General features: G+C 64.6%; 30 protein-coding genes and 2 tRNA genes. 27 read left to right on the forward strand and 5 right to left on the reverse strand.

Annotation, left to right across the window (positions count from 1 at the left end; translation table 11 throughout):
• The first annotated feature begins 92 nt into the window (after positions 1 to 92).
• From I6F12_RS23435 to I6F12_RS23460, 6 genes are read left to right on the forward strand one after another with little or no spacing between them, the layout of a single operon-like run.
• Positions 93 to 1058: a tripartite tricarboxylate transporter substrate binding protein gene (locus I6F12_RS23435; protein ID WP_036014388.1), complete on the forward strand. Its 966-nt coding sequence runs from the start codon at positions 93 to 95 to the stop codon at positions 1056 to 1058.
• A 3-nt stretch (positions 1059 to 1061) separates the two neighbouring features.
• Positions 1062 to 1679 carry a flavin reductase family protein gene (locus tag I6F12_RS23440; RefSeq protein ID WP_225150933.1) on the forward strand — a complete coding sequence of 206 codons (618 nt, stop codon included), beginning with the start codon at positions 1062 to 1064 and terminating at the stop codon, positions 1677 to 1679.
• A 52-nt stretch (positions 1680 to 1731) separates the two neighbouring features.
• Complete coding sequence (locus tag I6F12_RS23445) at positions 1732 to 2592, forward strand: fumarylacetoacetate hydrolase family protein (RefSeq protein WP_225157310.1); 861 nt, start codon at positions 1732 to 1734, stop codon at positions 2590 to 2592.
• A 3-nt stretch (positions 2593 to 2595) separates the two neighbouring features.
• Positions 2596 to 3399 carry a 2-oxo-hept-4-ene-1,7-dioate hydratase gene (gene hpaH / locus I6F12_RS23450; protein WP_225157311.1) on the forward strand — a complete coding sequence of 268 codons (804 nt, stop codon included), beginning with the start codon at positions 2596 to 2598 and terminating at the stop codon, positions 3397 to 3399.
• Positions 3400 to 3424: 25 nt separating this feature from the next.
• On the forward strand, positions 3425 to 3820 hold the full coding sequence (locus tag I6F12_RS23455) for a RidA family protein (RefSeq protein WP_225140540.1): 396 nt from the start codon (positions 3425 to 3427) through the stop codon (positions 3818 to 3820).
• A gap of 12 nt (positions 3821 to 3832) precedes the next feature.
• Positions 3833 to 4708 (forward strand): amidohydrolase family protein, encoded by an 876-nt coding sequence (locus I6F12_RS23460; RefSeq protein ID WP_225157312.1) that lies wholly within the window; start codon positions 3833 to 3835, stop codon positions 4706 to 4708.
• 119 nt (positions 4709 to 4827) lie between these two features.
• Here I6F12_RS23460 and I6F12_RS23465 read toward each other — a convergent pair whose 3' ends face one another.
• On the reverse strand, positions 4828 to 5835 hold the full coding sequence (locus I6F12_RS23465; RefSeq protein ID WP_225157313.1) for an LLM class flavin-dependent oxidoreductase: 1008 nt from the start codon (positions 5833 to 5835) through the stop codon (positions 4828 to 4830).
• A 260-nt stretch (positions 5836 to 6095) separates the two neighbouring features.
• Between I6F12_RS23465 and I6F12_RS23470 the strand changes: the two genes are divergently transcribed.
• The 4 genes from I6F12_RS23470 to I6F12_RS23485 all read left to right on the forward strand — a co-directional run bounded on the left by I6F12_RS23470 (position 6096) and on the right by I6F12_RS23485 (position 8872).
• Complete coding sequence (locus tag I6F12_RS23470) at positions 6096 to 6584, forward strand: Twin-arginine translocation pathway signal (RefSeq protein ID WP_225157314.1); 489 nt, start codon at positions 6096 to 6098, stop codon at positions 6582 to 6584.
• A 13-nt stretch (positions 6585 to 6597) separates the two neighbouring features.
• The gene (locus I6F12_RS23475) at positions 6598 to 7236 is read left to right on the forward strand and encodes a ferric reductase-like transmembrane domain-containing protein (protein WP_225157315.1); all 639 of its coding nucleotides are present in this window, start codon (positions 6598 to 6600) and stop codon (positions 7234 to 7236) included.
• 97 nt (positions 7237 to 7333) lie between these two features.
• A complete protein-coding gene (locus I6F12_RS23480; protein WP_225157316.1) occupies positions 7334 to 8122 on the forward strand; it encodes a class I SAM-dependent methyltransferase in 789 nt (262 codons plus the stop codon).
• Between the two features lie 273 nt (positions 8123 to 8395).
• Positions 8396 to 8872 carry a cyclic nucleotide-binding domain-containing protein gene (locus tag I6F12_RS23485; protein ID WP_036014373.1) on the forward strand — a complete coding sequence of 159 codons (477 nt, stop codon included), beginning with the start codon at positions 8396 to 8398 and terminating at the stop codon, positions 8870 to 8872.
• Positions 8873 to 8997: 125 nt separating this feature from the next.
• On the opposite strand, the gene I6F12_RS23490 is transcribed toward I6F12_RS23485, so the two are convergent.
• The 3 genes from I6F12_RS23490 to I6F12_RS23500 form a co-directional block, all read right to left on the reverse strand.
• Positions 8998 to 9201 (reverse strand): hypothetical protein, encoded by a 204-nt coding sequence (locus I6F12_RS23490; RefSeq protein WP_036026980.1) that lies wholly within the window; start codon positions 9199 to 9201, stop codon positions 8998 to 9000.
• Between the two features lie 802 nt (positions 9202 to 10003).
• Positions 10004 to 10354: a RidA family protein gene (locus tag I6F12_RS23495; protein ID WP_225157317.1), complete on the reverse strand. Its 351-nt coding sequence runs from the start codon at positions 10352 to 10354 to the stop codon at positions 10004 to 10006.
• Between the two features lie 94 nt (positions 10355 to 10448).
• Positions 10449 to 10523: transfer RNA gene (locus I6F12_RS23500), tRNA-Thr, on the reverse strand.
• A 318-nt stretch (positions 10524 to 10841) separates the two neighbouring features.
• Between I6F12_RS23500 and I6F12_RS23505 the strand changes: the two genes are divergently transcribed.
• From I6F12_RS23505 to I6F12_RS23565, 13 genes are all read left to right on the forward strand, one after another.
• Positions 10842 to 11030 (forward strand): hypothetical protein, encoded by a 189-nt coding sequence (locus tag I6F12_RS23505; protein ID WP_036014369.1) that lies wholly within the window; start codon positions 10842 to 10844, stop codon positions 11028 to 11030.
• A gap of 39 nt (positions 11031 to 11069) precedes the next feature.
• The gene (locus I6F12_RS23510; protein WP_225124446.1) at positions 11070 to 12776 is read left to right on the forward strand and encodes an FAD-dependent oxidoreductase; all 1707 of its coding nucleotides are present in this window, start codon (positions 11070 to 11072) and stop codon (positions 12774 to 12776) included.
• 126 nt (positions 12777 to 12902) lie between these two features.
• Positions 12903 to 13211, forward strand: a complete 309-nt coding sequence (locus I6F12_RS23515; protein ID WP_036014366.1) for an EthD family reductase — start codon at positions 12903 to 12905, stop codon at positions 13209 to 13211.
• A gap of 191 nt (positions 13212 to 13402) precedes the next feature.
• A complete protein-coding gene (locus tag I6F12_RS23520; RefSeq protein WP_036014365.1) occupies positions 13403 to 13912 on the forward strand; it encodes a hypothetical protein in 510 nt (169 codons plus the stop codon).
• A 150-nt stretch (positions 13913 to 14062) separates the two neighbouring features.
• Complete coding sequence (locus tag I6F12_RS23525) at positions 14063 to 14887, forward strand: alpha/beta hydrolase (RefSeq protein ID WP_128264893.1); 825 nt, start codon at positions 14063 to 14065, stop codon at positions 14885 to 14887.
• A gap of 142 nt (positions 14888 to 15029) precedes the next feature.
• Positions 15030 to 15473, forward strand: coding sequence for a DUF2948 family protein (locus I6F12_RS23530; RefSeq protein ID WP_036014359.1), 444 nt, complete (start codon positions 15030 to 15032; stop codon positions 15471 to 15473).
• 139 nt (positions 15474 to 15612) lie between these two features.
• Positions 15613 to 16908, forward strand: coding sequence for a histidinol dehydrogenase (gene hisD / locus I6F12_RS23535; RefSeq protein ID WP_225157318.1), 1296 nt, complete (start codon positions 15613 to 15615; stop codon positions 16906 to 16908).
• Positions 16905 to 17402, forward strand: coding sequence for a UPF0262 family protein (locus I6F12_RS23540; RefSeq protein ID WP_025032375.1), 498 nt, complete (start codon positions 16905 to 16907; stop codon positions 17400 to 17402). The genes hisD and I6F12_RS23540 overlap by 4 nt, the downstream gene beginning before the upstream one ends.
• A gap of 5 nt (positions 17403 to 17407) precedes the next feature.
• Positions 17408 to 17875 (forward strand): arsenate reductase ArsC, encoded by a 468-nt coding sequence (locus tag I6F12_RS23545; RefSeq protein ID WP_036026992.1) that lies wholly within the window; start codon positions 17408 to 17410, stop codon positions 17873 to 17875.
• 154 nt (positions 17876 to 18029) lie between these two features.
• Entirely contained in the window at positions 18030 to 18659 is a 630-nt protein-coding gene (locus I6F12_RS23550; protein WP_057027605.1) for a Maf-like protein, read from the forward strand.
• 166 nt (positions 18660 to 18825) lie between these two features.
• Positions 18826 to 19008: a DNA gyrase inhibitor YacG gene (gene yacG / locus I6F12_RS23555; protein ID WP_225157319.1), complete on the forward strand. Its 183-nt coding sequence runs from the start codon at positions 18826 to 18828 to the stop codon at positions 19006 to 19008.
• 186 nt (positions 19009 to 19194) lie between these two features.
• Positions 19195 to 19270: transfer RNA gene (locus I6F12_RS23560), tRNA-Phe, on the forward strand.
• A gap of 239 nt (positions 19271 to 19509) precedes the next feature.
• Positions 19510 to 20229, forward strand: a complete 720-nt coding sequence (locus I6F12_RS23565) for a hypothetical protein (protein WP_225157320.1) — start codon at positions 19510 to 19512, stop codon at positions 20227 to 20229.
• Between the two features lie 109 nt (positions 20230 to 20338).
• Here I6F12_RS23565 and I6F12_RS23570 read toward each other — a convergent pair whose 3' ends face one another.
• The gene (locus I6F12_RS23570) at positions 20339 to 21280 is read right to left on the reverse strand and encodes a GlxA family transcriptional regulator (protein ID WP_225157321.1); all 942 of its coding nucleotides are present in this window, start codon (positions 21278 to 21280) and stop codon (positions 20339 to 20341) included.
• A 147-nt stretch (positions 21281 to 21427) separates the two neighbouring features.
• On the opposite strand from I6F12_RS23570, the gene I6F12_RS23575 reads away from it, so the two are divergent.
• The 4 genes from I6F12_RS23575 (at position 21428) to I6F12_RS23590 (ending at position 25295) form a co-directional block, all read left to right on the forward strand.
• Positions 21428 to 22447 (forward strand): alcohol dehydrogenase catalytic domain-containing protein, encoded by a 1020-nt coding sequence (locus tag I6F12_RS23575; protein ID WP_225157322.1) that lies wholly within the window; start codon positions 21428 to 21430, stop codon positions 22445 to 22447.
• Positions 22448 to 22510: 63 nt separating this feature from the next.
• Positions 22511 to 23335, forward strand: coding sequence for an alpha/beta hydrolase (locus tag I6F12_RS23580; protein ID WP_225113367.1), 825 nt, complete (start codon positions 22511 to 22513; stop codon positions 23333 to 23335).
• 487 nt (positions 23336 to 23822) lie between these two features.
• Positions 23823 to 24455: a DUF1326 domain-containing protein gene (locus tag I6F12_RS23585; RefSeq protein ID WP_225157323.1), complete on the forward strand. Its 633-nt coding sequence runs from the start codon at positions 23823 to 23825 to the stop codon at positions 24453 to 24455.
• 60 nt (positions 24456 to 24515) lie between these two features.
• Entirely contained in the window at positions 24516 to 25295 is a 780-nt protein-coding gene (locus tag I6F12_RS23590) for a DUF2182 domain-containing protein (RefSeq protein WP_225144915.1), read from the forward strand.
• Positions 25296 to 25395: the final 100 nt, after the last annotated feature.

Genomic DNA, 25395 nt, shown 5'->3' on the forward strand with positions numbered 1-25395 from the left:
AAGCGCGCATCTGGAGATTGCGCTCCGATCGGGATGCCATGCACGAAAGTCTGCGCCCGATATGGAATTGGAAGCGCCGCCGGGAGGTTAACATGAGATTAATCTGGATTGCCATCGCTGCAGCAGCCGCAATGTTGGCGGGACCCGCCTCCGGCCAGCAATGGCCGGCGCGCAACGTCAAGCTGATCGTGCCCTATCCCGCCGGCGGCAATGTCGACAGCGCCGCGCGCATCGTCGCCGACAAGCTCCAGGAAAAGCTCGGCCAACCCTTCGTCATCGAGAACAAGGCCGGCGCCGGCGGCATGATCGCGGGCGAAGCCTTCGCGAAATCGGCGCCCGACGGCTACACGCTGTTCGTCGGCGCCAACGGCCCGGTGCTGTTCGCGACCGAGATCAACAAGCGCGACGCCTACAATTGGAAGAAGGACTTTCTCCCGATCTCGACGATCTCGATGACGCCGCTGGTGCTCGAGGTTCATCCCTCGGTGCAGGCGACCACGCTCAAGGAGTTTCTCGACCTCGCCAAGCGCGAGCCCGGCAAGCTGACCATGGCCTCGCCCGGTCCCGGCACCACCAACCATCTGCTCAGCGAGCTGATGCAGTCGAATCTCGGCCTGCAATGGGTCACGGCGCATTATCGCGGCAATGCGCCGGCCATCAACGATCTCCTGGGCGGTCAGGTGCAGTTCGCCTTCGACCAGCTCACGGTCAGCCTCCAGCACATCAAGGCCGGCCTGTTCCGCGCGCTCGCCGTCACCTCACCGCATCGATTGAAATCGCTGCCCGACGTGCCGACCTTCGCCGAGCTCGGCTACAAGGACTTCGACGGCCAGACCTTCACCGGCCTGTTCGCGCCCGCTGGCACGCCTGCGCCCATCGTCGAGAAGCTGCACGAGACGCTGGTCGCGATTCTCAAAGACCCCGCCGTGGTCGACAAGTTCGAAAAGCTCGGCGGCGAAGCCACGCCGATGACGCCGGCCGAATTCAGGGCCTATCTCGAGCGCGAGGACGCCAAGTGGATTCCGGTGGTGCGCAAGGCCAATATCAGGGCGGACTGATCGATGCGGATCGATCCGACCGAGCTCGGCGCCGAGCGCATCTACCGCCTGATGACCGGCATCGTGGTGCCGCGCCCGATCGCCTGGGTGACGAGCTTGTCAGCTACGGGCGTGCTCAATCTCGCTCCGTTCAGCGCCTTCACCTTCGTCTCGCAGAAGCCGCCGATGCTCGCCATCAGCGTCGGCCGCAAGGGCGCCGACTACAAGGACACCGCGCACAACATCCTCGATACCGAGGAATATGTGATCCACATCGCGGATACGCCGCTGATGAATGCCGTGCACGACTCATCGGTCGAGCATCCGCCCGAGATCAGCGAGGTGGAGCATCTCGGCCTGGAGACGCTCGTGAGCGAGCGCATCAAGGTGCCGCGGCTTGCCGCCGCGCCGGTCGCGATGGAGTGCCGATTCCGGCAGTGCCTCGAATTCGGTGACGCCAAGAGCCGGCTCATCGTCGGCGAGGTCGTGCTGTTCCATTTGCGCGACGGTCTCGTCAACGACGGCAAGGTCGAGACCAGGGCGCTCGACCCGATCGCGCGCATCGGCGGGCCGCGCTACGCCCGCCTCGGCGAGATCGTGACGCTGGGCAGCGTGTTCCAGACTCCCAAGTCGAAAGACTGAGCGTGCGGGCCTCATCGCCGGCCGCCGCCCCAAGATCATCGGAGGACATACAATGCGACTGCTGAGCTATCTGCTGGACGGCGAGGCGCGCTACGGCGCGGCCGTGGACGGCGGCGTGGTCGATCTGACCAGGCGCATCGGCCGCGACTATTCGGACGTGAAGGCGCTGATCGCGGCCAATGCGCTCGCTGAAGCGCAGGAAGCCGTCGCGGGCCAGAAGCCGGACCATGCGTTGGACCAGCTCGTTCTGCTGCCGCCGGTGCTGGCACCGGAGAAGCTCTGGTGCATCGGCGTCAATTACGCCGAGCGCAACGCTGAGTATAAAGACAATTCGGACCTGCCCAAATATCCCAGCCTGTTCGTGCGCAGCATGTCCTCGATGACGGGCTCCGGCCAGCCGATCGAGAAGCCGAAGGTTTCGGACCAGCTCGACTATGAAGGCGAGCTCGTCATCGTGGTCGGGCGGGGCGGCCGCCACATTCCGCGCGAAAAAGCGTGGTCGCACATCTTCGGCATGACACTGTGCAATGAGGGCACGATCCGCGACTGGCTGCGCCACGGCAAGTTCAACGTCACGCAGGGCAAGAATTTTGATCGCTCCGGCAGCATCGGCCCGTGGATCGTGACGTCTGACGAGCTCGACCCGCGCGGGCCTCACGACATCACTACGCGCGTCAACGGCGAGGTGCGGCAGCAGGACACGACGGAACGGCTGATGTTCCCGTTCGATTTCCTGATTTCCTATCTCTCGACCTTCGCGACCCTCAAGCCTGGCGACATGATCGTGACAGGCACGCCGACCGGCGCGGGTGCGCGGTTCGATCCGCCACGCTGGCTGAGGGACGGCGACGTCGTCGAGGTCGAGTCCAGCCGCATCGGCGTGCTGCGCAACACCGTGGCGGCGGAGCAGTAAACGATGTTGGATTCCGCCACGATCGAACGCCTCGCCGCGCGCCTCGACGAAGCCGAGCGCACCAAGACGCTGATCCCGATGTTCACGAAAGAATATCGGGATTTCAGCATCGAGGACGCCTACGCGGTCCAGCGCGCCTGGACGAAACTCCAGCTCGGCCGCGGCCGAATCATCAAGGGCCACAAAATCGGCTTGACCTCGAAGGCGATGCAGAACGCGGTCGGCATCAACGAGCCCGATTACGGCGTGCTGTTCGCCGACATGTTTTACGCCGATGCCACGCCTGTTCCGTTCGACCGCTTCCACGCGCCGCGCATCGAGGTCGAGCTCGCCTTCGTGCTGAAGGCGCCGCTGCGCGGGCCCGATTGCACCATTTTCGACGTGCTCAACGCCACCGACTACGTCACGCCTGCGCTGGAGATCCTGGAGACGCGCATGCACCGCGTCGACCCCGAGACGGGCAGGACCCGCAAGGTGATGGACACGATCTCGGACAACGCGGCCAATGCCGCGCTGGTGCTCGGCGGCCGGCCGATCCGCCCGATGGATGCGGATCTGCGCTGGATCGGCGCCTTGCTGTTCCGCAACGGCGAGGTCGAGGAGACCGGGCTTGCCGCTGGCGTGCTCAATCACCCCGCCAACGGCATCGCCTGGCTCGCCAACCGCCTCTCACCGCATGACGAGCATCTCAAAGCCGGCGAGGTCGTGCTGGCGGGATCGTTCACGCGGCCCGTCGACATCCGCCGCGGAGACACTTTCCATGCCGACTACGGCGCCTTCGGCTCGGTGTCGTGCCAATTCGTCTGAAGCAATAACGAGCAGGGAGCGAACCATGAGTGGTCAAACGCGGCGCAGGAGCGTCCACATCGGCGGCTTCAAGCACGTCAACCCGATTCCGAACGCCTGCCGCATCGGTAATCTCGTGATGTCGGGCGTCATCCTCGGCCGCGATCCCGCGACCAATGCGATGCCCGAAAGCCTGGATGCCCAATGCGCCAACATGTTCGCGCATATGAAGGCGACGGTGGAGGCAGCTGGCGGCTCGACCTCCGACATCATCAAGATGACGGTGTGGCTGAAGGACCGCGGCAACCGCGGCCCTCTCAATGTCGAGTGGCTGAAGATGTTTCCGGACGAGCATTCGCGCCCCGCGCGCCACGCGCTGCCGATGGACAACATGGATGGCGGCGCGCTGGTGCAGTGCGACTTCACCGCCGTGATCGACTGAAGGAGCGCTCGCATGCCGACCTATCTGCCGTTCGACCCCAACCCGCGCCGCCCAAGCAAGGCGCCGCCGCCGAAGACCATCGACAGCCAGTTTCACGTGCTGGGTCCGATCGAGAAATATCCTGAGCGTCCCGGCGCCGCCTATCGGATGCCGACCGCGACCTGGGAAGCGGCGCTGCGCATGCACAAGACGCTCGGCATCGAGCGCGGCATCATCGTGCAGACCACGACCTACGGCGCCGACCACGCCGTCGTGCTCGACGGCCTTGCCGCGATGGGCCCGAATTATCGCGGCTGCGCCAATGCGCTGGTGTTCGCGGAAGCGAACGATGCCTATCTCGCCAAGCTGCACGACGCAGGGGTGCGCGGCGCGCGCTTCAGCTTCCGCCAGGAGCTCGGCGCCGTGTTGTCGGATGCCGATTTCGCCCGTGCCATCGCCCGCATCCGCGAGCTCGGCTGGTACGTCAAGATCCAGCCGGAGAAGGACGGCATCGTCTCGAGCGTCGCCAAATACGAGAACCTCGACGTGCCCGTGCTGATCGACCACATGGCGCGCCCCGACCCCGAGGCCGGCAAGAACGATCCGAACCTGCGCAAGATGCTGGAGCTGCTCGCCAGGGGCAATTTCTGGGTCATGCTCTCACTCGGCGAGAAGACTTCGAAAGCCGGTCCTCCTTACGACGACGTGATCCCGATCGCGCGCGCCTATATCGAGGCGGCTCCCGATCGCTGCGTCTGGGCCAGCGACTGGCCGCATCCGGTCTCGGTGAAGCAGCCGCCGAACGACGCCGATCTGCTCGAGCTGATGTACCGCTACGCGTCCGACCAGGCGGAGCTGGAGAAGATTTTGGTGCACAATCCGGCCAAGCTGTTCGGCTTTCCGGATTAGCCCGAACTTCCTCTGTCGTCATTGCGAGGAGCTCTTGCGACGAAGCAATCCAGAGTCTTGCTGCGGTGGCAATCTGGATTGCTTCGCTGCGCTCGCAATGACGGCGTGGTCACCCGCCCTTACACCGCCGGCTGCTTCGCCAGCCTATCTCGCACCTCTGCTGCGATCTCGAACGAGCGCAGCCGTGCGGCGTGGTCGTAGATCTGCCCCGTCGTCATCAATTCGTCCGCGCCGGTCTCGGCGATCAGCGCCTTCAGCTTCGCTTCGACTGTAGCGGGCGAGCCGACCGCCGTGCATGACAGCGCCTGCGCAACACCGGCCTTCTCCGCCGGCGACCACAGCGCGTCCATGTCGTCCACCGGCGGCGGCAACGGGCCGGGCGTGCCGCGGCGGAGGTTGATGAACGCCTGCTGCAGCGAGGAGAACATCCGCTGCGCTTCTTCATCGCTGTCGGCTGCGAACACGTTGACGCCGATCATCGCATAGGGCTTGTCGAGCTGTGCCGAGGGCTCGAAGCGGGCGCGATATTCGCGCAGCGCCGGCATCATCATCTGCGGCGCGAAATGCGAGGCGAACGCGAACGGCAGGCCGAGCATCGCGGCAAGCTGCGCGCCGAAGGTGCTCGATCCCAAAATCCACAGCGGGACCTTGGTCCCCATGCCGGGCACGGCGCGGATCGCCTGGTTCGGCTGCACATCGCCGAGCAGCGCCTGCAGCTCCAGCACGTCGTGCGGGAAGTTTTCGGACGTGGTGGCAAGGTCGCGCCGCAGCGCCCGCGCGGTGAACTGGTCGGTGCCCGGCGCGCGGCCGAGCCCGAGATCGATCCGTCCGGGATAGAGCGATTCCAGCGTGCCGAACTGCTCGGCGATGACCAGCGGCGAGTGGTTCGGCAGCATGATCCCGCCGGAGCCGACCCGGATCGTCTTGGTGCCCCCCGCGACATGTCCGATCACCACGGACGTCGCAGCACTCGCGATGCCCGTCATGTTGTGATGCTCGGCCAGCCAGAACCGCTTGAAGCCCCAGCTCTCCGCATGCCGGGCCAGATCGAGCGAGTTGCGAAAAGCCTGCGCCGCATCGCCGCCCTGGCAGATGGGGGCGAGGTCGAGCACGGAGAAGGGGATCATGAGAGGGAGTCCGGAAGAGGAGGATATGGACATGACATGTAATGTCGGCGCGTCGGATGGGTAGAGCGCAGCGAAACCCATCATGTAACCTCATCGAAAGCTCTCGATGGGTTTCGCTGCGCTCTACCCATCCTAGGCTGCTCAAGCGTTCCGCCCCCGTTCACAACACTGTTATTGCAGCCGCTGACGCCCCTCGCGCCAACTGGGCGTTTTGCACCTGGTATTGTAGCTTGCCGACAGCGCCGCCAGGAGGAACCGATATGACCACGGCCGTCTTCAACCGCCGCACTCTCCTCGTCGCCGGCGGCACTCTCCTCGCAACCGGTGCTTCCGGCGTCCTGCTGCCCGCCCGCGCCAACGGCCTCGCGCCGACCGAGTCGATGTCGGGCGGCGCAAACAATTACCGCAAGGGCGCGGCGATCGTGGAGCGGATCGGCAAGGGCGGTTTCTGGATGAGCGGCACCGTGCGCCGCGCCGGCGACGGGGCTCCGCTGGCCGGGCAGCGCATCCAGATCTGGGCCCACACGGTCGAAGGGCGGGAGCACGAGCCGCAGAGCCACGGCGCAACGCTCACCGACAAGGACGGCAGGTTCCGGCTGGAGATGCCGCAGATCATTCCGATCTTCGGCCAGCCGCACGGCCACCTCGCCTATGACAGCGGCGAGTTCAAGACCGTCTTCCTGCGGCCGGTGATGCGGAGCGCCAAGGAGACCAGCCTCGAGGCGCACTTCGTGCTGCAGCCGGCTTGAACCCGACTTGCAGATGACGCGATGGAGATCGGCCCGGGCGCCCCTGATCTGGGTCGCCCTTGGCTTGGCGATCGGCGTGCCGGTTGCGCTTGCTGCAGCCAGCGAGCAGCTGGCATGGCGCGATCCTGTCTACATTATCGCCGGCTTCGCCGGGATCATCGCCCTCGGTCTCGTGCTCGTGCAGCCCTTGCTGATCGGCGGCTACCTGCCGCGATTGTCGGCCTATCGCGGCAGGCGCGCCCATCACTGGATCGGCGGCGCGCTTGCTGTCGCGATTCTGATCCACGTCGCCGGCCTCTGGATCACCAGCCCGCCCGACATGGTGGACGCACTGACCTTCTCATCGCCGACGCCGTTCTCTCCCTTCGGCGTGATCGCGATGTGGGCCATTTTCGCGGTTGCGTTCCTGGCTCTGCTGCGAAGGCGGTTGGGATTGCGGCCGCGAACCTGGCGCATCATCCATATTCCCCTCGCCATCGTCATCGTCGCAGGCAGCGTGGTCCATTGCCTGCTGATCGAGGGGACGATGGAGACGATCTCCAAGGTGGCACTCTGTGCGCTCGTCCTCGCGGCGGCCGTGAAAGTCATGATTGACCTGCAGGTGTGGCGGAAGCGAAGGACGCCGCGCGGGGAGAATGTCGCGCGGCAATAATCCGCGGATCAGGTCACTCCGGCACTTCCCCAGTCCCATCTCTTGTGCGCAGAATGGCGCGCGCCAAGCATCGTCATCGGGCCGGGAGGATCTCGACATGGCAGAGCAGACCATTCGCTTCGACGACGGTGCCGCCTACGAGCAGATGATGGGAATCTGGAGCCGGTTCGCAGGCGAGATATTCCTTGATTGGCTGGCACCTCCTGCAGGCTTGCGGTGGATCGACATCGGTTGCGGCAACGGCGCCTTCACTGAACTCCTGGTCGAGCGCTGCAACCCCGCCGAGGTCCAGGGCATTGACCCCTCGGCCGAGCAGCTTGCTTTTGCGCGCACACGACCTGCGGCGCGCGTGGCAAAGTTTCACCAGGGCGATGCGATGGCACTTCCTTTCGCCGACGCCAGCTTCGACGCGGCCGTGATGGCGTTGGTTCTCGTATTCGTTCCGGATCCCGCCAGGGGCGTCAGCGAAATGGTGCGGGTCGTTGTCCCCGGCGGTGCGGTCATGACGTATATGTGGGACATGTTGGGCGGCGGCTTTCCGCTCGACCCGATCTACGACGAGATGAAGGCGATGGGCATTCCGGCAACGCGCCCGCCGCGGATGGACGCCTCTCGCATGGAAGCGTTGCGAGACCTGTGGCGAGGAGCAGGTCTCGAGGACGTGCAAACGCGAGAGATTACGGTGCAACGGACGTTTTCAGGTTTCGATGACTTCTGGGCAATCAGTCTGAAGTCCCCCGCGCTCCGGCCTTCCGTTGCCGCCATGAGGCCCGCGGACGTCGAGACCCTCATCGCGCGGGTGCGTGCGGGCCTGCCGGCGCATGCGGACGGCCGCATCACCTGCACTGCGCGCGCGCACGCGATCACGGGGCGCCGGCCCAAATAGCTCGCACTGTGCGGCCCGTAGGATGGATAGAGCACTTGCGAAACCCATCATCTTCGCCACCGCACGAGTCTGATGGGTTTCGCTGCGCGCGGCAGTGGTCCAGAGTCGAGAGGTGAAATCTCTCGCCGCGTCATTGCGAGGAGCCCTTGCAACGAAGCAATCCAGACTGTTTCCGCGGACACATTCCTGGATTGCTTCGCTACGCTCGCAATGACGGAACCTGGCTGCACCGCTTAGCTTGCCGCAGCCTTCGACCGGGCGTAACCTCGCGCAATGCTCGTCACGTCCCCCGATCTGAAAGCGTTCCTGCTGGCGACGCCGTTCTTCGGCGGGCTTTCGGAGGCAGGCCTCGACCTCTTGATCTCGATGCTGGTCGAGCGCCGCTTCGAGGCCGACGCGACCGTTGTGGCCGAGGGCGAGCCGGGACGTTCGATGTTCATCGTCAAGTCCGGCCGGCTGGCGGTGAGCAAACGCACGCATGCGGGCAGGGTCATCCCGATATCGCGTTTGGAGCCTGGCGATTTCTTCGGCGAGATGACGCTGATCGAAATGCAGAACCGCTCCGCCACTGTTATCGCGGAGGCGCCGACCGTGCTGTACGAGCTGACGGCCCAAAAGCTCTATGCCTGCTACAAGGCCGACATCCACGCCTACGTGATCGTTCTGCAGAACATCAATCGCGAGCTATGCCGGCGGTTGCGCCGTTCGGACGACCGCTTCGCAGCACTGCAAATGAATGGCGACCATTGATGGTGCGCAGTGCGTAGGATGGGTAGAGCCCTTGCGAAACCCATCATGTTTCGTGCTCGACAAGGAGCAGATGGGTTTCGCTTCGCTCTACCCATCCTACGGGCTACTGAGATCCTCGACGCGCATCACGACTTGTCGTGCGCGTACTTCTCCAGGACCAGCCGATTATACTCGTCCCTGACGGCTCTGCGGGAAACATGTCCCTTCCGGTCCTTGGCGATTTTCAAAAGATCAGGATCGGTCGGTGCTTTTGATTTCCGCCGAAATCTCGCAAGAAGAGGAATCGTCGGCTCCGACATCCTTCCAAACAGGCGGTCGAACCATCCCATCGTGTCCTCCCGGACAGGTCGCGAGCGAAAAGACTAGCACCATGAAATGAGGGGTCAACGTGCCGTGTGGCCGCAACCTTTCGAAGAGGCGCAACCGGAAGGACACCGATCGCAACGCTTCTGGCCCGTCGGGCAAAACACCGCCTCTCCCGCGCAGCCCCCGTCAATCCCTTCCCGCAAATATATTCCACTTTACCGAAATTCGGAATTGCAGTATCCATCGCTCATCCCGGCCCAGGGAGAGGGGCGATCGTACGTCGTCACGAACGAGGGCCAGGGTGCGGTGGACGCGGCTGCGTCGGGCACGCGGGGCGGGACCAGGGCGAGATGAACCTCGTGAGGTCTCACAGCGTGCGGAACGGACGGCGCCAACATCCGGCGAAGCCTCTTGGCGGAGCCGGAAGCTGCGTACGGCAAAACCGTGTGGTCCTGACCGTCGTTGCTACGGTCAAGCCTTGCGGAGATGCATCTGGGCTCAACCGGGCCTTGAGGCATCGTCAATTCGCGAGGTGACGGAGGCCAGAAGGAACTCGGCTCCGGGGAGAGCAGGCATAAGCCGTCAAACCACTGCGCAGGGAAGGCCGTGTGTTGGGCTTCACCTGTATGCCGCTGTGCAGTTTTCTGCGTGTGCTGTCGCACAGCGGACCGTGGGTGCCAGCCGGCACCCGGCCTTCCCTGCGCCCTCTTCATAGAAGAGGGACAAGGAAACGAGCAAAACTCGGGCGTTTCGGGCCGCGAGAATGCCAAGCCATGTGTGGAAGACTGACGAAACGACCGAACTTGCTCTTCTCGCCCGTGAGGATCAGCGGCGCGCGGCGATCGCCGTCAGCTCCAGCTTGACGTCCGGGCCGAGATCCGCAACGCCGATCGCGGCACGCGCCGGCAGATGCTCCGCGGTGAAATAGCGCTTCCACACCTGGTTGAACGCGGCCTTCTCAGTGAGGTCGGCCACGAAGATCGTCACCTGCAGAACGCAGGACAGATCGGAGCCGGCCCCCTCGAGCAGGGTCTTCAACTGGCGCAGCACATCCTCGGCCTGGCCGGCCATGTCGAGCCCGGCATCTTCAGGGACGATGCCGCCGAGATAGAGCACGCCATTATGCTCGACGATCTCGTGGAGCAGTCCTTCATAGGGCAGGGAGCGTGTGATCACGATCGCATCCATGGGTGTTGCGGGCGCGCTGGCCAGGCACAAGGCTTGGTTCAACAAGGCTTGGTTCAACACGGCTCGCGTCGGTGAGGAAAGCTGGTGCTGCCAGACAGGATTGAACTGTCGACCTCTCCATTACCAATGGAGTGCTCTACCACTGAGCTACGGCAGCATGTGCTGGGACAAGAATCGGCCGCCCGAGGGGCCTACCAAGCGGGCCGATATCTGCCACAAGCCCCCCTCCTGCGCAAGCTTGCTAGCCCCGCCAAAACGAGAAAATCGGGCCGATATCGGCGCCAAAATGCCCGTTTTCGTCCGGACTGACCGCCTTCATGCCGATTCGGGGTCTGATATCCCTGCCCAACTGGTCAGTTGGCCGGGGAGCCGGATTCGATCCATCTCGCGTTTCGCTTGGGGTCCTATCGCCTCACCCTCTTGAGCTGCCACACTTCGATGGCATCCTGTGGCCGGTTGCTGTGATGGAGCCGCGATGGGCGACGAGACTGACAAGAGCGCGAGGCAGCCGAGGGCGTCCCGGGACGACCGGCTGAAATCGGCGCTGCGCGAAAACCTGAAGCGGCGGAAGTTGCAGGCGCGCGAACGCGCCGCAAGCACCGACCCCTCGCAGAACGACGATGGTTCCCTAAATGAGGGGGCCGCCGGCAAGACCTCTCGTTGAACGCCGGCGGCTGGAAATTTTGGAGTGCATGCAGTGGCCATGGGGCAGGACGAAACACAACGAACCGACCGTGATGCGCAGCTGTTGCGGTTCACCCGCCCCGAGCAGACCTTTCCGGCGCTGACGCCCGCCGAGATCGAACGGATCAGGCACTTCGGCGAAATCCGCACCTATGCGGACGGCGAGTTGCTGTTCGAGACCGGCAAGCCCGGGCCCGGCATGTTCGTGGTGCTGGCGGGCCACGTCGCCATCACCCAGCGCGACGGTCTCGGTCACGTCACTCCGGTGATCGATCAGGGGCCGGGTCAATTTCTGGCCGAGCTTGGCCAGCTCTCGGGCAGGCCGGCGCTGGTCGACGGTCGCGCCGAAGGCAATGTCGAGGTGCTGCTCGTCCCGCCGGACCGGCTGCGCGCGCTGCTGGTGGCCGAAGCCGAGCTTGGCGAGCGCATCATGCGCGCGCTAATCCTGCGCCGGGTCAATCTGATCCAGGGCGGCATCGGCGGCCCCGTGCTGATCGGGCCCTCGAACTCCGCGGGCGTGGTGCGCCTGCAGGGCTTTCTCACCCGCAATGGCCAGCCGCATCATCTGCTTGATCCCGAGAGCGAGCACGACGCCGCCGAACTGATCGCGCGCTATTCGCCGAAGCCGGAGGATTGGCCGCTCGTCGTCACGGCCGGCGGCACGGTGCTGCGCAATCCCAGCGAGACCGAGCTCGGCCGCGCCATCGGCATGATCGGCGGGGCCAAGGACAACCGCATCTACGATGTCGCCATCGTCGGCTGCGGGCCGGCGGGGCTCGCGACCGCGGTCTATGCGGCGTCCGAAGGTCTCTCGGTCGCGGTCGTCGACACCCGCGCCTTTGGCGGCCAAGCCGGCGCCAGCGCGCGCATCGAGAACTATCTGGGCTTCCCGACCGGCATCTCCGGCCAGGCGCTGGCGGGCCGCGCCTTCACCCAGGCGCAGAAGTTCGGCGCCGACATCATGATTCCGATGTCGGTGAGCTCGCTGGATTGCTCGCGCGCCAACGGCACCTTCGCGCTGGCGCTGGATTGCGGCGAGACCTTGCGCTCCCGTTCGGTGGTGGTCGCCAGCGGCGCGCGCTACCGCCGTCCCCATATCGCCAACCTCGACAAGTTCGAGGGCCGCGGCGTCTGGTACTGGGCATCGCCCGTGGAGGCGCGACTCTGCGCCGGCGAGGAGGTGGCTCTGGTCGGCGCCGGTAATTCGGCTGGCCAGGCGGCCGTGTTCCTGTCGGGCCATGCCAAACGCGTGTTGATGATCATCCGCGGCGGCGGCCTTGGCGCCAGCATGTCGCGCTATCTCATCGAGCGCATCGAAGCGACCCCGAACATCGAACTGATGTTCAACACCGAGATCACCGCGCTCGAGGGCGACGAGGCCTCGCTGCTGCGGCGCATCCGCTGGAAGAGCCGGCTCTCGGATGACGAGGATTCCGCCGACATCCGCAATCTCTTCCTGTTCGTCGGCGCCGATCCCGCCACGTCCTGGCTCGACGGTTGCGGCGTGACGCTCGATCGCGGCGGCTTCGTGGTCACGGGCGCGCAGTCGGAGCAGAACCAGGGCAAGCTGGTGGCGCCGCTGGAGACCTCCGTGCCCGGCGTCTACGCCGTCGGCGACGTCCGCTCCGGCTCGGTCAAGCGCGTCGGCGGCGCCATCGGCGAGGGCGCGCAGGTCGTTGCCTCCCTGCATGGCTATCTCGGCGACGCCGCAAAACCGGCGCTTTAGTCAAGGACAAGGCAAGGCAATGGCAAGCCAAATCCGGCTTGTCATCTTGCTGCGCAATGCGTGACTATCCCCTCGTCGCGAGGCAAATCGCACGCGGAAAAAACAACGATTCAACGGGAGGACCAAATGGCTGAAGTCGTCGTGCTCTACAAGACACCCAAGGATGCTGCCGCCTTCGACAAGTACTATGCCGAGACGCACATTCCACTCGCCAAGAAACTTCCCGGCCTGAAGAACTACGCCGTCAGCAAAGGGCCGGTCGCATCTCCCGCAGGCCCTTCCGGAATCCATCTCGTCGCCATCCTCACCTTCGACAGCGTGGCCGACGTTCAGGCCGCCTTTGCCAGCCCGGAGGGCAAGGCGACCGGCGCCGACGTGCCGAAATTCGCCAGCGGCGGTGCCGACATCCTGATCTTCGATACCAAGAACGTGTGAGTTCGATTCAACTTTCGTCGAAAGCCTGCCGTCGTTTGTGACAGCGCTGCAAAAAGTTCAGCCATGCGTTTTTCGATTTCGCACGATGACGCATGGCTGCGCTCATGCATGTGACGACAACGCAGGTGGTAATCCGATGAGGACCGTAATACTATTCTCGTCACCTCAACGCCGAGAGTAGGAGAGATGTCATGGTGCTTGGCCTAAGCCTGCCCGCCCTTACGCTGATCCATGTCATCATCAGCCTGATTGCCATCGTCGCCGGGCTTGTCGTGATGTTCGGCCTGCTTGGCTCGAAGTCGATGCCGGGCCTGACTGCGATCTTCCTGCTGTTCACCATTCTCACCAGCGCGACTGGTTTCCTGTTTCCATTCAAGGAGCTGCTGCCCTCGCACATCATCGGCATCATCTCGCTGGTGCTGCTCGCGATTGCCTGTTTCGCGCTCTACGGCATGAAGCTCGGCGGCGTCTGGCGGCCGGTCTACATCGTCACCGCGATGATCTCGCTCTATTTCAACGTCTTCGTGCTGGTGATCCAGTCGTTCCTCAAGGTGCCCGCACTTGCCGCGCTCGCGCCCGCCGTGCCCCCGGCGCCGCCATCGGGGCCGGTCTTCGCCGTGGTGCAGGGCATCGTGCTGGTGTTCTTCGTCGTGCTGACCATCGGCGCCTGGCGCCGCTACAAGCCCCTGGCGTTTGCCTGATTGGCCCCTCTCGTCATTCCGGCCATCGCACAGCGATAAACTCTGGTGCGCAATCGCGCACCTGAGAATCCCGATTTAACAATCTCCAGATTCCGGGTTCGCGCTGACGCGCGTCCCGGAATGACGTCTCTCATTGAAAGGAGCCCCACCATGCCCACCATCACCACCAAAGACGGCGTCGAGATCTTCTACAAGGACTGGGGCTCGGGCCAGCCGATCGTGTTCAGCCATGGCTGGCCGCTGTCCTCGGACGATTGGGACGCGCAGATGATGTACTTCGTCACGCGCGGCTATCGCGTCATCGCCCATGACCGCCGCGGCCACGGCCGCTCGGCGCAGGTCGCCGACGGCCACGACATGGATCATTATGCCGACGATCTCGCCGCGCTCACCGCGCATCTCGACCTCAAGAACGCCCTCCATGTCGGCCATTCCACCGGCGGCGGCGAGGTCGTGCACTACATCGCCCGTCACGGCGAGAGCCGCGTCGCGAAGGCCGCGATCCTCTCCGCGGTGCCGCCGCTGATGGTGCAGACCGCAGCCAATCCCGGAGGCCTGCCGAAGAGCGTGTTCGACGATTTCCAGGCCCAGCTTGCCGCCGGCCGCTCGGCCTTCTACCGCGACATCGCCGCCGGCCCGTTCTACGGCTACAACCGCCCCGGCGCAAAACCGCTGGAAGCGGTGATCGAGAACTGGTGGCGCCAGGGCATGATGGGTGGCGCGAAAGCGCATTACGATGGCATCGTCGCGTTCTCGCAAACCGATTTCACTGAGGATCTGAAGAAGATCAACGTCCCGGTGCTGGTGATGCATGGCGACGACGACCAGATCGTGCCATACGCGGACTCGGCGCCGCTCTCGGCCAAGCTGCTCAAGAAAGGCATCCTGAAGACCTACAAGGGATTCCCCCACGGCATGCCGACCACGCATGCCGAGACGATCAACGCGGATCTCCTGGCGTTCTTCAGGGAGTGAGGTTTCACGACTCTCACCCTCCCTTGTTGTGGGAATGGGTGGCTCGCCGCGTAGCGGCGAGCCGGACGAGGGCTTAACTTGTGTGTGGAAATTTCGGGGCTCGTGCGCGTTGAGCCCCGTCCACTCCAGGAGAGGCGCGGCGATGTCGCCCCAGCTCAAACTGATCGCTCTCGACGCCGACGACCTCGCCGTGATCTCGACCCATGTCCAGGACGCCCGCGTCCAGGCTTCCGATATCATTTGGCGGCAGGGCGAGAAACGGCTTGTGGTCGGAATGAGCCGGCTGGACTGGGAGCAGACCTTGGAGGGCGAGACCGAGCCGCGCCGGCTGGTCGCAGCGCTCCGTTTCGACCGTGTGCTCGCCTGCAAGTCGCGCAACATTGACCTCGCCGCGCCGGACAAGATCCTGGATCTCGTCGGCATTGAATTTCACCCCCGGGACGGCCGCGCCGAGGAGCCCGGCGGCAGCGCCCTGCTTTTGTTCGCCCAGGGCGGCGCCATCCGCCTGGACGTCGAGTGTCTGGAATGCGAGCTGACCGATCTCGGGGCCGACACGCTGGGCACTGGAGTCCAGGGGGAGGGCTGAAGAGGCCGTATACCAGCCGAATGGGCCCTGGCTGGGATGGCATCTGCCGAGGGTTGACGCAGCTTTCCCGCCGCGCCATTGAGCAGGGGACCTGGTGCGCCGACCCGCCCCTCAAGACCAGCCGGAAGCCAAGCGAAACATGCCCGTTCGCCTCGACCGCAGCAGCGCCGATTTCGACCAGCGATTCGCAGCCTTCCTCGCCGCCAAGCGCGAGGCTTCGGCCGATGTCGAGGCCGCCGCGCGCGCGATCGTCGACGACGTGGCCAAGCGTGGCGATGCCGCCCTGCTCGAGGCGACGGCCAAGTTCGACCGCCTGAAGCTGGACGCATCCTCCTTGCGCGTCTCCGCCGCCGAGATCGAGGCCGCCGTGAAGGCCTGCGAGCCTGCGACGCTGGATGCACTCAAGCTCGCGCGCGACCGCATCGAGACCTATCACCGCCGCCAACTGCCGAAAGACGAGCGCTTCACCGACCCGCTCGGCGTCGAGCTTGGTTGGCGCTACACCGCGATCGAATCCGCCGGCCTCTACGTCCCCGGCGGCACGGCGGCCTATCCGTCATCGGTGCTGATGAATGCCGTGCCGGCGAAAGTCGCCGGCGTGTCGCGCCTCGTGATGGTGGTGCCCTCGCCGGACGGCAAGCTCAATCCGCTGGTCCTGGCGGCCGCCCATCTCGGCGGCGTCACCGAGATCTACCGTGTCGGCGGTGCGCAGGCGGTGGCCGCGCTGGCGCATGGCACCGCGACCATCGCGCCGGTCGCCAAGATTGTCGGCCCGGGCAATGCCTATGTCGCTGCCGCGAAACGGCTGGTGTTCGGCAAGGTCGGCATCGACATGATCGCCGGCCCCTCGGAGGTGCTCGTCATTGCCGACGACACCGGCAACGCCGATTGGATCGCCGCTGACCTCTTGGCGCAGGCCGAGCACGATTCCAGCGCGCAGTCGATCCTGATCACGGACTCGGCGCGCCTTGCCGCCGACGTCGAAAAGGCGGTCGAGGCGCAGCTGAAGACGCTGCCACGCGCCGCGATCGCCAGCGCGTCCTGGGCCGATTTCGGCGCCGTTATCATGGTGAAGAACCTGGGCGACGCCGTCCCGCTTGCCGACGCCATCGCGGCCGAGCATCTCGAGATCATGACCGTCGATCCCGACGCGCTCGCGGCGAAGATCCGCAATGCCGGCGCGGTGTTCCTCGGACCGCACACGCCCGAAGCGATCGGCGATTACGTCGGCGGCTCCAATCACGTGCTGCCGACGGCGCGCTCGGCGCGGTTTTCCTCCGGCCTCTCGGTGCACGACTTCATGAAGCGCACCTCGATCCTGAAATGCGGGCCCGACCAATTGCGTGCGCTGGGACCTGCCGCGATGACGCTCGGCAAGGCGGAGGGGCTGGACGCCCATTCCCGCTCGATTGGATTGCGCCTCAATCTGTCATGACAAAGCCGCCCGCACAGGACGACTCAACTAATCGCATCGTCGGCGTCACGCTCGACGAGGAATCGATTGGCCGTTCCGGGCCCGACATCGAGCACGAGCGGGCGATCGCGATCTACGATCTGATCGAGCAGAACCTGTTTGCGCCCGAGGGTGCGGACGGCAAGGGCCCGTTCACGCTGCATATCGGCATCACCGGCAACCGGCTGATGTTCGACATCCGCCGCGAGGACGGCACGCCCGTGGTCGCGCATCTGTTGTCGCTGACGCCGTTCCGGCGGATCGTGAAGGACTATTTCATGATCTGCGACAGCTATTACCAGGCGATCCGCACCGCGACCCCCGACAAGATCGAGGCCATCGACATGGGCCGCCGCGGCATCCATGACGAAGGATCGCGCACGCTGCAGGAGCGGCTGAAAGGCAAGGTGCGGGTCGACTTCGAGACCTCGCGCCGGCTGTTCACGCTCATTACAGTCCTGCACTGGAAGGGCTGAGCGCGATGGCGGATCCGCCACGCGCACGCGATCCTCAGTCGGTGCTGTTCGCCTGTGCGATGAACAGCGTGCGCTCGCCGATGGCCGCGAGCCTGTTGCAGCACATGTTTCCGCAAGGGCTCTATGTGAAGTCGGCCGGCACCAAGAAGGGCGAGCTCGATCCCTTCGCCGTCGCCGTGATGGGCGAGCTCGGCCAGGACATCTCCGGCCACAAGCCGCAGACCTTCGAGGAGCTGGAGGATTGGGAGGGACTGAATTTCGACCTCATCATCACGCTCTCGCCCGAGGCGCATCACAAGGCGCTGGAGCTGACGCGAACGCTCGCGGCCGAGGTCGAATACTGGCCGACGCAGGATCCCACCACCATCGAAGGCAGCCGCGACCAGAAGTTAGCTGCCTATCGCGAGGTCTGCGATCAGCTCCTGATGCGCATCCGGCGGCGCTTCGCCAAGGTCGGCGCGGCGAGCGGGTAGCATCAGCCCGCCGTAACACCCGCGTCACAGAGAGCAGGCACAGCCGTGGCGGATACCTCGAATCACCAAACTCCGGTTCCCGGGTTGTGAAATCAGCCCCCTTCCGATAGGTTCCGCGCGCAATTCACCCCTGCCTCATCTTCCAAATCACCTGATGCTTGGCCGCCCCAAATTCGTACTTGCCTCCGGCTCGCCGCGTCGGCTGTCGCTGCTCAACCAGGCCGGCATCGAGCCGGATGCGCTCCGGCCGGCCGACGTCGACGAGACGCCGAAGCGGGGCGAGCTGCCGCGCGCCTGCGCCAACCGGCTGGCCAGGGCCAAGGCCGACGCTGCGCTGAAGTCGGTGCAGCTCGACGACGAACTGCGCGGCGCCTTCATCCTCGCCGCCGACACGGTGGTGGCGGTCGGCCGCCGCATCCTGCCCAAGGCCAATCTGGTCGACGAAGCCGCGCAGTGCCTGCGTCTCCTCTCCGGCCGCAACCACCGCGTCTACACCGCGATCTGCCTGGTCACGCCGCGCGAGGCTTTCCGCCAGCGTCTGGTCGAGACGCGCGTGCGCTTCAAGCGCCTGTCCGAGGACGACATCCAGGCCTATATCGGCTCCGGCGAATGGCGCGGCAAAGCCGGCGGCTACGCCGTGCAGGGCATCGCCGGATCCTTCGTGGTCAAGATGGTGGGGTCCTACACCAACGTCGTCGGCCTGCCGCTGTACGAGACCACGACGCTGCTCGGCGGCGAGGGCTTTCCGATCCGCTTCGGCTGGCTCAATACCACCGCGGTGTGAGCCCAAGTGAGCCCAAGGGCCGCGCCGACAAAAACCTCGAAAACAACCCCATGCACAGTAGAATGGCCCCGCCGGGTCCGCGCCGCGGCACATGCGCGGCTGCACCGGGAACCCGTTTCCTCGCGGGCGCTTGAACCCCGTTACCTCGTGTAAGCTGCCGACATCCATGGACGACCAGGTCACCAAGCCCACCGGCCCGCTCAAAACCTGCCCGATCTGCGGCAAGCCGCAGACGCAGGCCACCCGTCCGTTCTGCTCCTCGCGCTGTCGCGACGTCGACCTGAACCGCTGGCTGAAGGGCTCCTACGTCATCCCCGGCCGCGACGACGAAACCGACGACGTCGAATAATCGAGCTGTATCAAAGCTTTAATTGCCTCGCTGAAGCGCCGAGCAGCAGCCGCAGCAACCCCGCCCGATCTTGTGCACAGAAGGGCCGCGCCCGGCGCAGCCACTTGGCGAAGCCGGGTGGACAGGCCGCCTCGAGCCCACTATAAACCGCCCGCTCGATGGGCTTTGGCCCCTCTCTTGGAGCACGCCCAGGTAGCTCAGTTGGTAGAGCATGCGACTGAAAATCGCAGTGTCGGTGGTTCGATTCCGCCCCTGGGCACCAATCTACGCTTTTCCACACTGAAGCACGATCTCGTACGATAGCGCTTGCCAGATGACCGGCGCGAAGCGCGCTCGCGTTTTTCTTTTCTCTTCCTGGAGCTTGCCAAGAGGCATCTGGAAAACCCGGCGCGCGGCGGCGTCTGGAATCAAGGCATCTAAGTCGTTCGGCAGGCTTGGCCGACCGCCTAGGCTCCCGCTAAAGGCTGCGCGATCCCGCGCGGCTTCCGCAGGAGCCCAACCATGAAGCAACTCAAGGATATAGCCATCGAAGCCCATGGAGGCCTCGATCGGTGGCGGCAGTTCGAGCAGGTGTCGGCCGATCTTGTGCAGGGCGGCGTCCTGTGGTCCTTGAAGGGACAGGCAGTCACCCTCAAGCGGACCAACGTCACCGTGGGTCTGAAGAGGCAGTGGGCGTCACACGCTCCGTTCGGCGCTGACCATCGCCGCTCGCGCTTTGAGCCGAGCCGGGTGGCTCTGGAAGCAGACAACGGAACGGTTCTCGAAGAGCTGCTTGAGCCGCGCGCGAGCTTTGCCGGCCATGAGTTGCAAACGCCGTGGACTGAACTGCAACTCGCCTACTTCGCCGGCTGCGCGATGTGGACCTATCTGAACATGCCGTTCCTGCTTGCCTGGCCGAGACTTGAGACCGAGGAACTGGAGCCCTGGCCGACCGACAGCGGAGACTGGCGCCGCCTTGCGGTGCGATTTCCGGCAGAGATCGCGACGCACAGCACCGTGCAGACGCTCTATTTCGACGGTGAGGGGCTGCTGAAGCGCCACGACTACAACGTCGAGATCTCCGGCAACACGCCCGGCGCGCATATCATCGAAGACTACACGGAAGTCTCGGGCATCAAATTCCCGACGAAACGCCGGATCTATTCCCGCCAGCCAGACGGCAGCTTCAGCACCGAGCCCCTCGTCGTTTCGATCGATCTTTCCAACATCCGGCTCAGCTAGCGATGAGCCTTTGGAATCCAAACTCGACGGCGTGAGAAGCCGGTGGCCTTATGACGATTGATCCGACATGGGCCGCCTTCTCACACGCATTGCCGCGGTCGCGCGTCGATCATAGTGCGGCCAGCGGTCCGGCATCATTGCGGATGGCTCTAGGGACCTCCCCAAGCACGCGCGCAAACGCCAGACGCATCCGCTCTCGGTTCGCGAACCCCACCTCGCGAGCGATGACCTCGATCGGCAACCGACTTTGTTCCAGCATCAACTTCGCGGCTTCGACACGCAACGCTTCGACCGCCTTTGCGGGCGTGGTGCCGGTTTCCGCCCGAAACAGCCGCGTGAACTGCCGGGGGCTGAGGCACGCGGCCTCGGCAAGCTCGTCAACGGTGAGGTGTTCGGCAAGGTTCTGACGAGCGTAGTTCAGCACGCGCTGGACCCGATCTTCATTCGCGCCGAGGTCCAGCAAAGTGGAATGCTGGGACTGTCCGCCTGAGCGGCGATGGTACATGACCATGCCCTTCGCGACCGAACGGGCAATATCGGAGCCGTGGTCGCGCTCGATCATCCCCACGACCAGGTCCGTTCCCGCGGTCATGCCGGCTGACGTCCATATCGGTCCGTCCGCGATGAAGATCTTGTCCATGTCGACCTCGCAGCTGGGGAAACGGTCCTGCAGCGCCTGCGCGTAACGCCAATGCGTGGTGGCGCGCCGGCCGTTCAGCAAGCCCGCATCTCCCAGGACGAACGAGCCCAGGCAGATGGCGGCGACGCGGCGCGCGTCGCGAGCAGCAGCGCGAAGCAGCCGGACCAATCCCGGCGACGAGGTCGGTATCTCCAGGCCCGCGGCGACGATCAGCGTGTCATAGCGAGCATCGTCGATTGGGTCCGTCATGACCTGCATGCCGGATGACGAGGCGACCAGTCCTCCTTCCTCCGAGAGGACGCGCACGTCATAGACCTTCTCGCCGGCCTGCTTGTTGGCCACGTCGAACGCTGCGACGGCTCCGAAGCAGACGGGTTGGAAACTCGGGCAAAGGACGAGGCCGATCTTCATGCTTTCTCCGCGACGGTTGCTAATCGCCTAGATGGTCGTTCCAGCGATGTTTCGCCATGCATGGCCGGAATGATGGCATCTACGTCCTGTCGGCTTGGGCAGGCCGCTGGTAGCGCTCCGACAGGTTTTTCAGACCTTGGAGCTTTCATGTCGAGCGATCCGACGACATACAGCGCTGTTCAGGCCGTCGCGCCGGGACAGCTCGAACTGACGCAAAAGCCGCTTGTCGATCCCGGCCCCGGGCAGGTCCGCCTTCGCGTCGAGGCCTGCGGTGTCTGCCACTCCGACGCCGCGACCGTCGAAGGGGCTTTTCCGATCCAATGGCCGCGCGTGCCGGGCCACGAGGCTGTAGGCGTGATCGACGCGGTCGGCAGCAACGTCGAGGGTTGGACGCTCGGGCAGCGCGTCGGCATCGGCTTCCTCGGAGGTAGTTGCGGACACTGTGCAGAGTGCCGCGGCGGCGATCTCGTCAATTGCCGGAACCAGGAGTTCACCGGCGTTCATCATGACGGGGGCTACGCGCAGTACATGCTCGCGCGCTCAAGTGGCCTCGTGTCGATTCCCGATGGGCTCGCCTCGGAAGACGCCGCTCCGCTGCTCTGCGCCGGACTGACGACCTTCAGCGCGCTCCGCAACTCTCCCTCTCGCGCCGGCGATCTGGTCGCCGTGATCGGCATTGGCGGCCTCGGGCACCTCGCCGTGCAGTTCGCCCGGCGCATGGGCTTCGAGGTCGTGGCGATTGGGCGCGGACCGGACAAAGGTGGTCTCGCCGGAAAGCTTGGCGCCCACCATTATGTCGACAGCTCGAGCGTCGCGGTTGCTTCCGCGCTGCAGGATCTGGGCGGCGCGCAGCTCGTCGTCATCACCGCGTCAGGTGGTAGCGCTGTGGCAGACGCGGTGAAGGGGCTTCGGCCGCGCGGCCGGATCATCGCGCTCGGCGCATCTCCCGAACCTGCGGAGATCGCGACGTCCGACCTCCTGTTCGGCGAGCGTTCGATCGAAGGCGCCTTGACCGGCGATCCAGCGACCGCCGATGCCACCTTGCGGTTCAGCTCGCTCGCTGGCGTTGCCGCCATGATCGAGACGATGCCGCTAGAACGCGCGCCGGAAGCGTATCGCAAGATGATGGCGGGCGAAGCCCGCTTTCGCATCGTCCTCACCATGTAGATGCGCTGCCAATCATCAGGATCGACTCCGCATCAAGCAAATGCAACTCACAAAGGAGCAACCATGTCGCTCGAAACCGCTAGAACAGAATCTTTGAACGTCGGCGATGTGCGCTTCGCCTTCCGGCGGCTCGGCCCGACGGCCGGGACGCCGCTCATCCTGCTGCAGCACTTCACCGGGACGATGGATGCCTGGGATCCGGCAGTGGTGAATAGCCTTGCTGAAACGCGGCCGGTCATTGCGTTCAACAATCTCGGCATAGGCACCTCTACCGGCCGGACGCCCGACACGGTGGAGCAGATGGCCTCGGATGCCGAGACATTCATACGAGGCCTTGATCTGCCAAAGGTTGACCTCCTCGGCTTCTCCCTCGGCGGCATGCTCACCCAAGTGCTTGCCGTGCAGCACCCCGGCTTGATCCGCAAGCTCATCATCGCCGGCGCTGCACCGCGCGGGGGCGAGGAACATCTGCTCGCCGTAGTCGACGAAGCCTTCGCTCAAAGCGGGACGGATGTGCGGTTGCCCCTGTTCTTCACACCCTCCGAAGAAAGTCAGCGCGCCGGCCGCGCTTTCGTCGCCCGCGCAACGATGCGCAAGGAGGATCGTGATCCGGACAGCGGCGAGGATGTCAGCAACGCGCAGGCGAAGGCAATTATTGGCTGGTGCGCCAGGAAGCATGAAGGCGAAGCGACGCTCCGCGCCATCGCGCAGCCTACGCTCATCGTGCACGGCAGCGACGACACGATGTTTCCGAGCATCAACGCCTACAACATGTTCAAGGCTATGAAGAACGCCCAGCTCGTTCTCTATCCGGACTCCGGCCACGGCGCGCTGTTCCAGTATCCAGCGAGGTTCGTCGCCCATTGCCGAACCTTCCTGGACGAGTGAGGGAAGAGATCGATGCCAATCTTCAGCAACTGGCGATCGAAGCCCATGGCGGCCTCGATCGGTTTCGGCAGTTCTCGTTCCTCACGGCGCGGCTTCACCAATTCGGCATCCTCTGGAATCCGAAGGGAAAGCCGGACGTGCTCACTCATGCCAATACGTTCTTGTTGCTTGCTAGAAATTCTCTCGATATTTCAATCACAAGAGCGTCGGAGAGCGCATCCCGCCCCTGCGCACCACGCCCCGGACGTCGGATATCCCCCGAGCTGTAGCTGCCCCCGAGCCACGACCCTCGTCCGCTATACGCAGCCGGCCGCCGCTGATATGATCCTCCGACAGTAAACGGCAGCTCGCCACCAGACTATTTCTGCGATGCCGGCCTTCTGATCGGATCTCGATCCCGCTCGCGCCTTTTCGCATTGCTTCGACAAGAACGCTGAACAAATTCGTCAACGGCTGCCGCGTCCCCGCTCATATCAGGAGATGTGCCATGGCTGCATCGGACTGGCGTCTCGAAGGCGAATGGATGAAGAACTGCACCTGTTCGTTTGGCTGCCCCTGCGATTTCAACGCACGGCCGACCCAAGGCTATTGCAAGGGATTGGTCGCCATGCGGATCGCCAAGGGACATTTCGAAGGGACCAGGCTCGATGGTCTCTGCTTTGCGATCACGGTCGATTTCCCCGGGCCGCTGCATGAGGGCAACGGGACAATCCAGCCCATCATCGACGAACGCGCCACGGCGGAGCAGCGACAGGCGTTGTTCGATATCTTCTCCGGTAAGCATTCGGCCGAAGGCACGCTGTTCCAGATCGTCAGCATGATCGTCACCAAGATCCATGATCCCGTGTTTGTGCCGTTCGAGTTCTCCTTCGACAAGGACGGACGCGTCGCAAGACTCGTCGCCAAGGGCGTGCTCGAGACCGATGTCGAGCCGATCAAGAATCCGGTGACCGGTGATCCGCACCGCATCCAGGTGGTCATGCCCGAAGGGTTCGAACATCGGGCGGCCGAGGTCGCATCCGCCGACATCCGCTCGACCGGCGCGATCCGGTTCGAGACCCGCGCTACGCATAGCTCGCTCGCCAATGTCGTGCAGACGCCCAAGGGCGTTGCAGCATGATGCGGCGCTGACACCGACACAAGATCTCGGTGTCAGCTCCTCGTCGCCATGGACAAGTCGATGCAGGAGCGCTCGATACTCGAACACTTGCTCCACCGCGACCGGCTGATCGTCGCGATCGGGACCGCCGCAGTGGTCGCGCTCGCCTGGGCCTATCTCGCTGCGGGCGCCGGCATGGACACCGAGATGATGGCCGACATGCCGGACATGGCGCCGATGCCGTGGACGCCGTTCTATGGCGCGCTGCTGTTCGTGATGTGGTGGGTGATGATGGTCGCGATGATGGCGCCGAGCGCGGTGCCCACCGTTCTCCTGTATGCGACCATCAAGCGCAGGCAGGAGGCTGCCTCCCGCGCCGCAATCGATAGCTGGATCTTTCTCGCCGGTTATCTCGTGACGTGGGCCGGGTTCAGTCTCGCTGCGGTCCTGGTGCAAGGAGCATTCGAACGCTTCGGGTTGTTGTCGATGGCGATGGCAAGCACCAGCGCGATTCTGGGCGGCGGCGTGCTGATTGCAGCAGGGCTCTATCAGTTCACGCCGCTCAAACAGGCCTGCCTGCGCTACTGCGACAGTCCGCTGTTGTTTCTCAGTCGATATTGGCGGCCCGGCACGCGCGGCGCATTCCGGATGGGACTTCGCCACGGCAGCTACTGCGTCGGCTGCTGCTGGTTTCTGATGGTATTGCTGTTCGTCGGCGGCGTGATGAACCTGGCCTGGATCATCGGCATCGCGCTCTATGTCGCCGCCGAGAAGCTGCTGCCGTTCGGCCAACGGTTGAGTTATGCGGCAGGCGCGCTCCTCATCCTGTCCGGCACGATCGTCCTTGCGCGCGCGATGTGAAAAACGGTCCAAAGACGGTTAAAATGTGCCGCTTGCGACATGGCGATGTGCCTGATTGCCCAATACCAGCCGACCTCCGTGATGATACGGAGGCTTTGAG

Source organism: Bradyrhizobium sp. IC4059 (genome assembly GCF_020193615.1).
In the GTDB taxonomy this organism is placed as follows: Bacteria; Pseudomonadota; Alphaproteobacteria; order Rhizobiales; family Xanthobacteraceae; genus Bradyrhizobium; species Bradyrhizobium yuanmingense.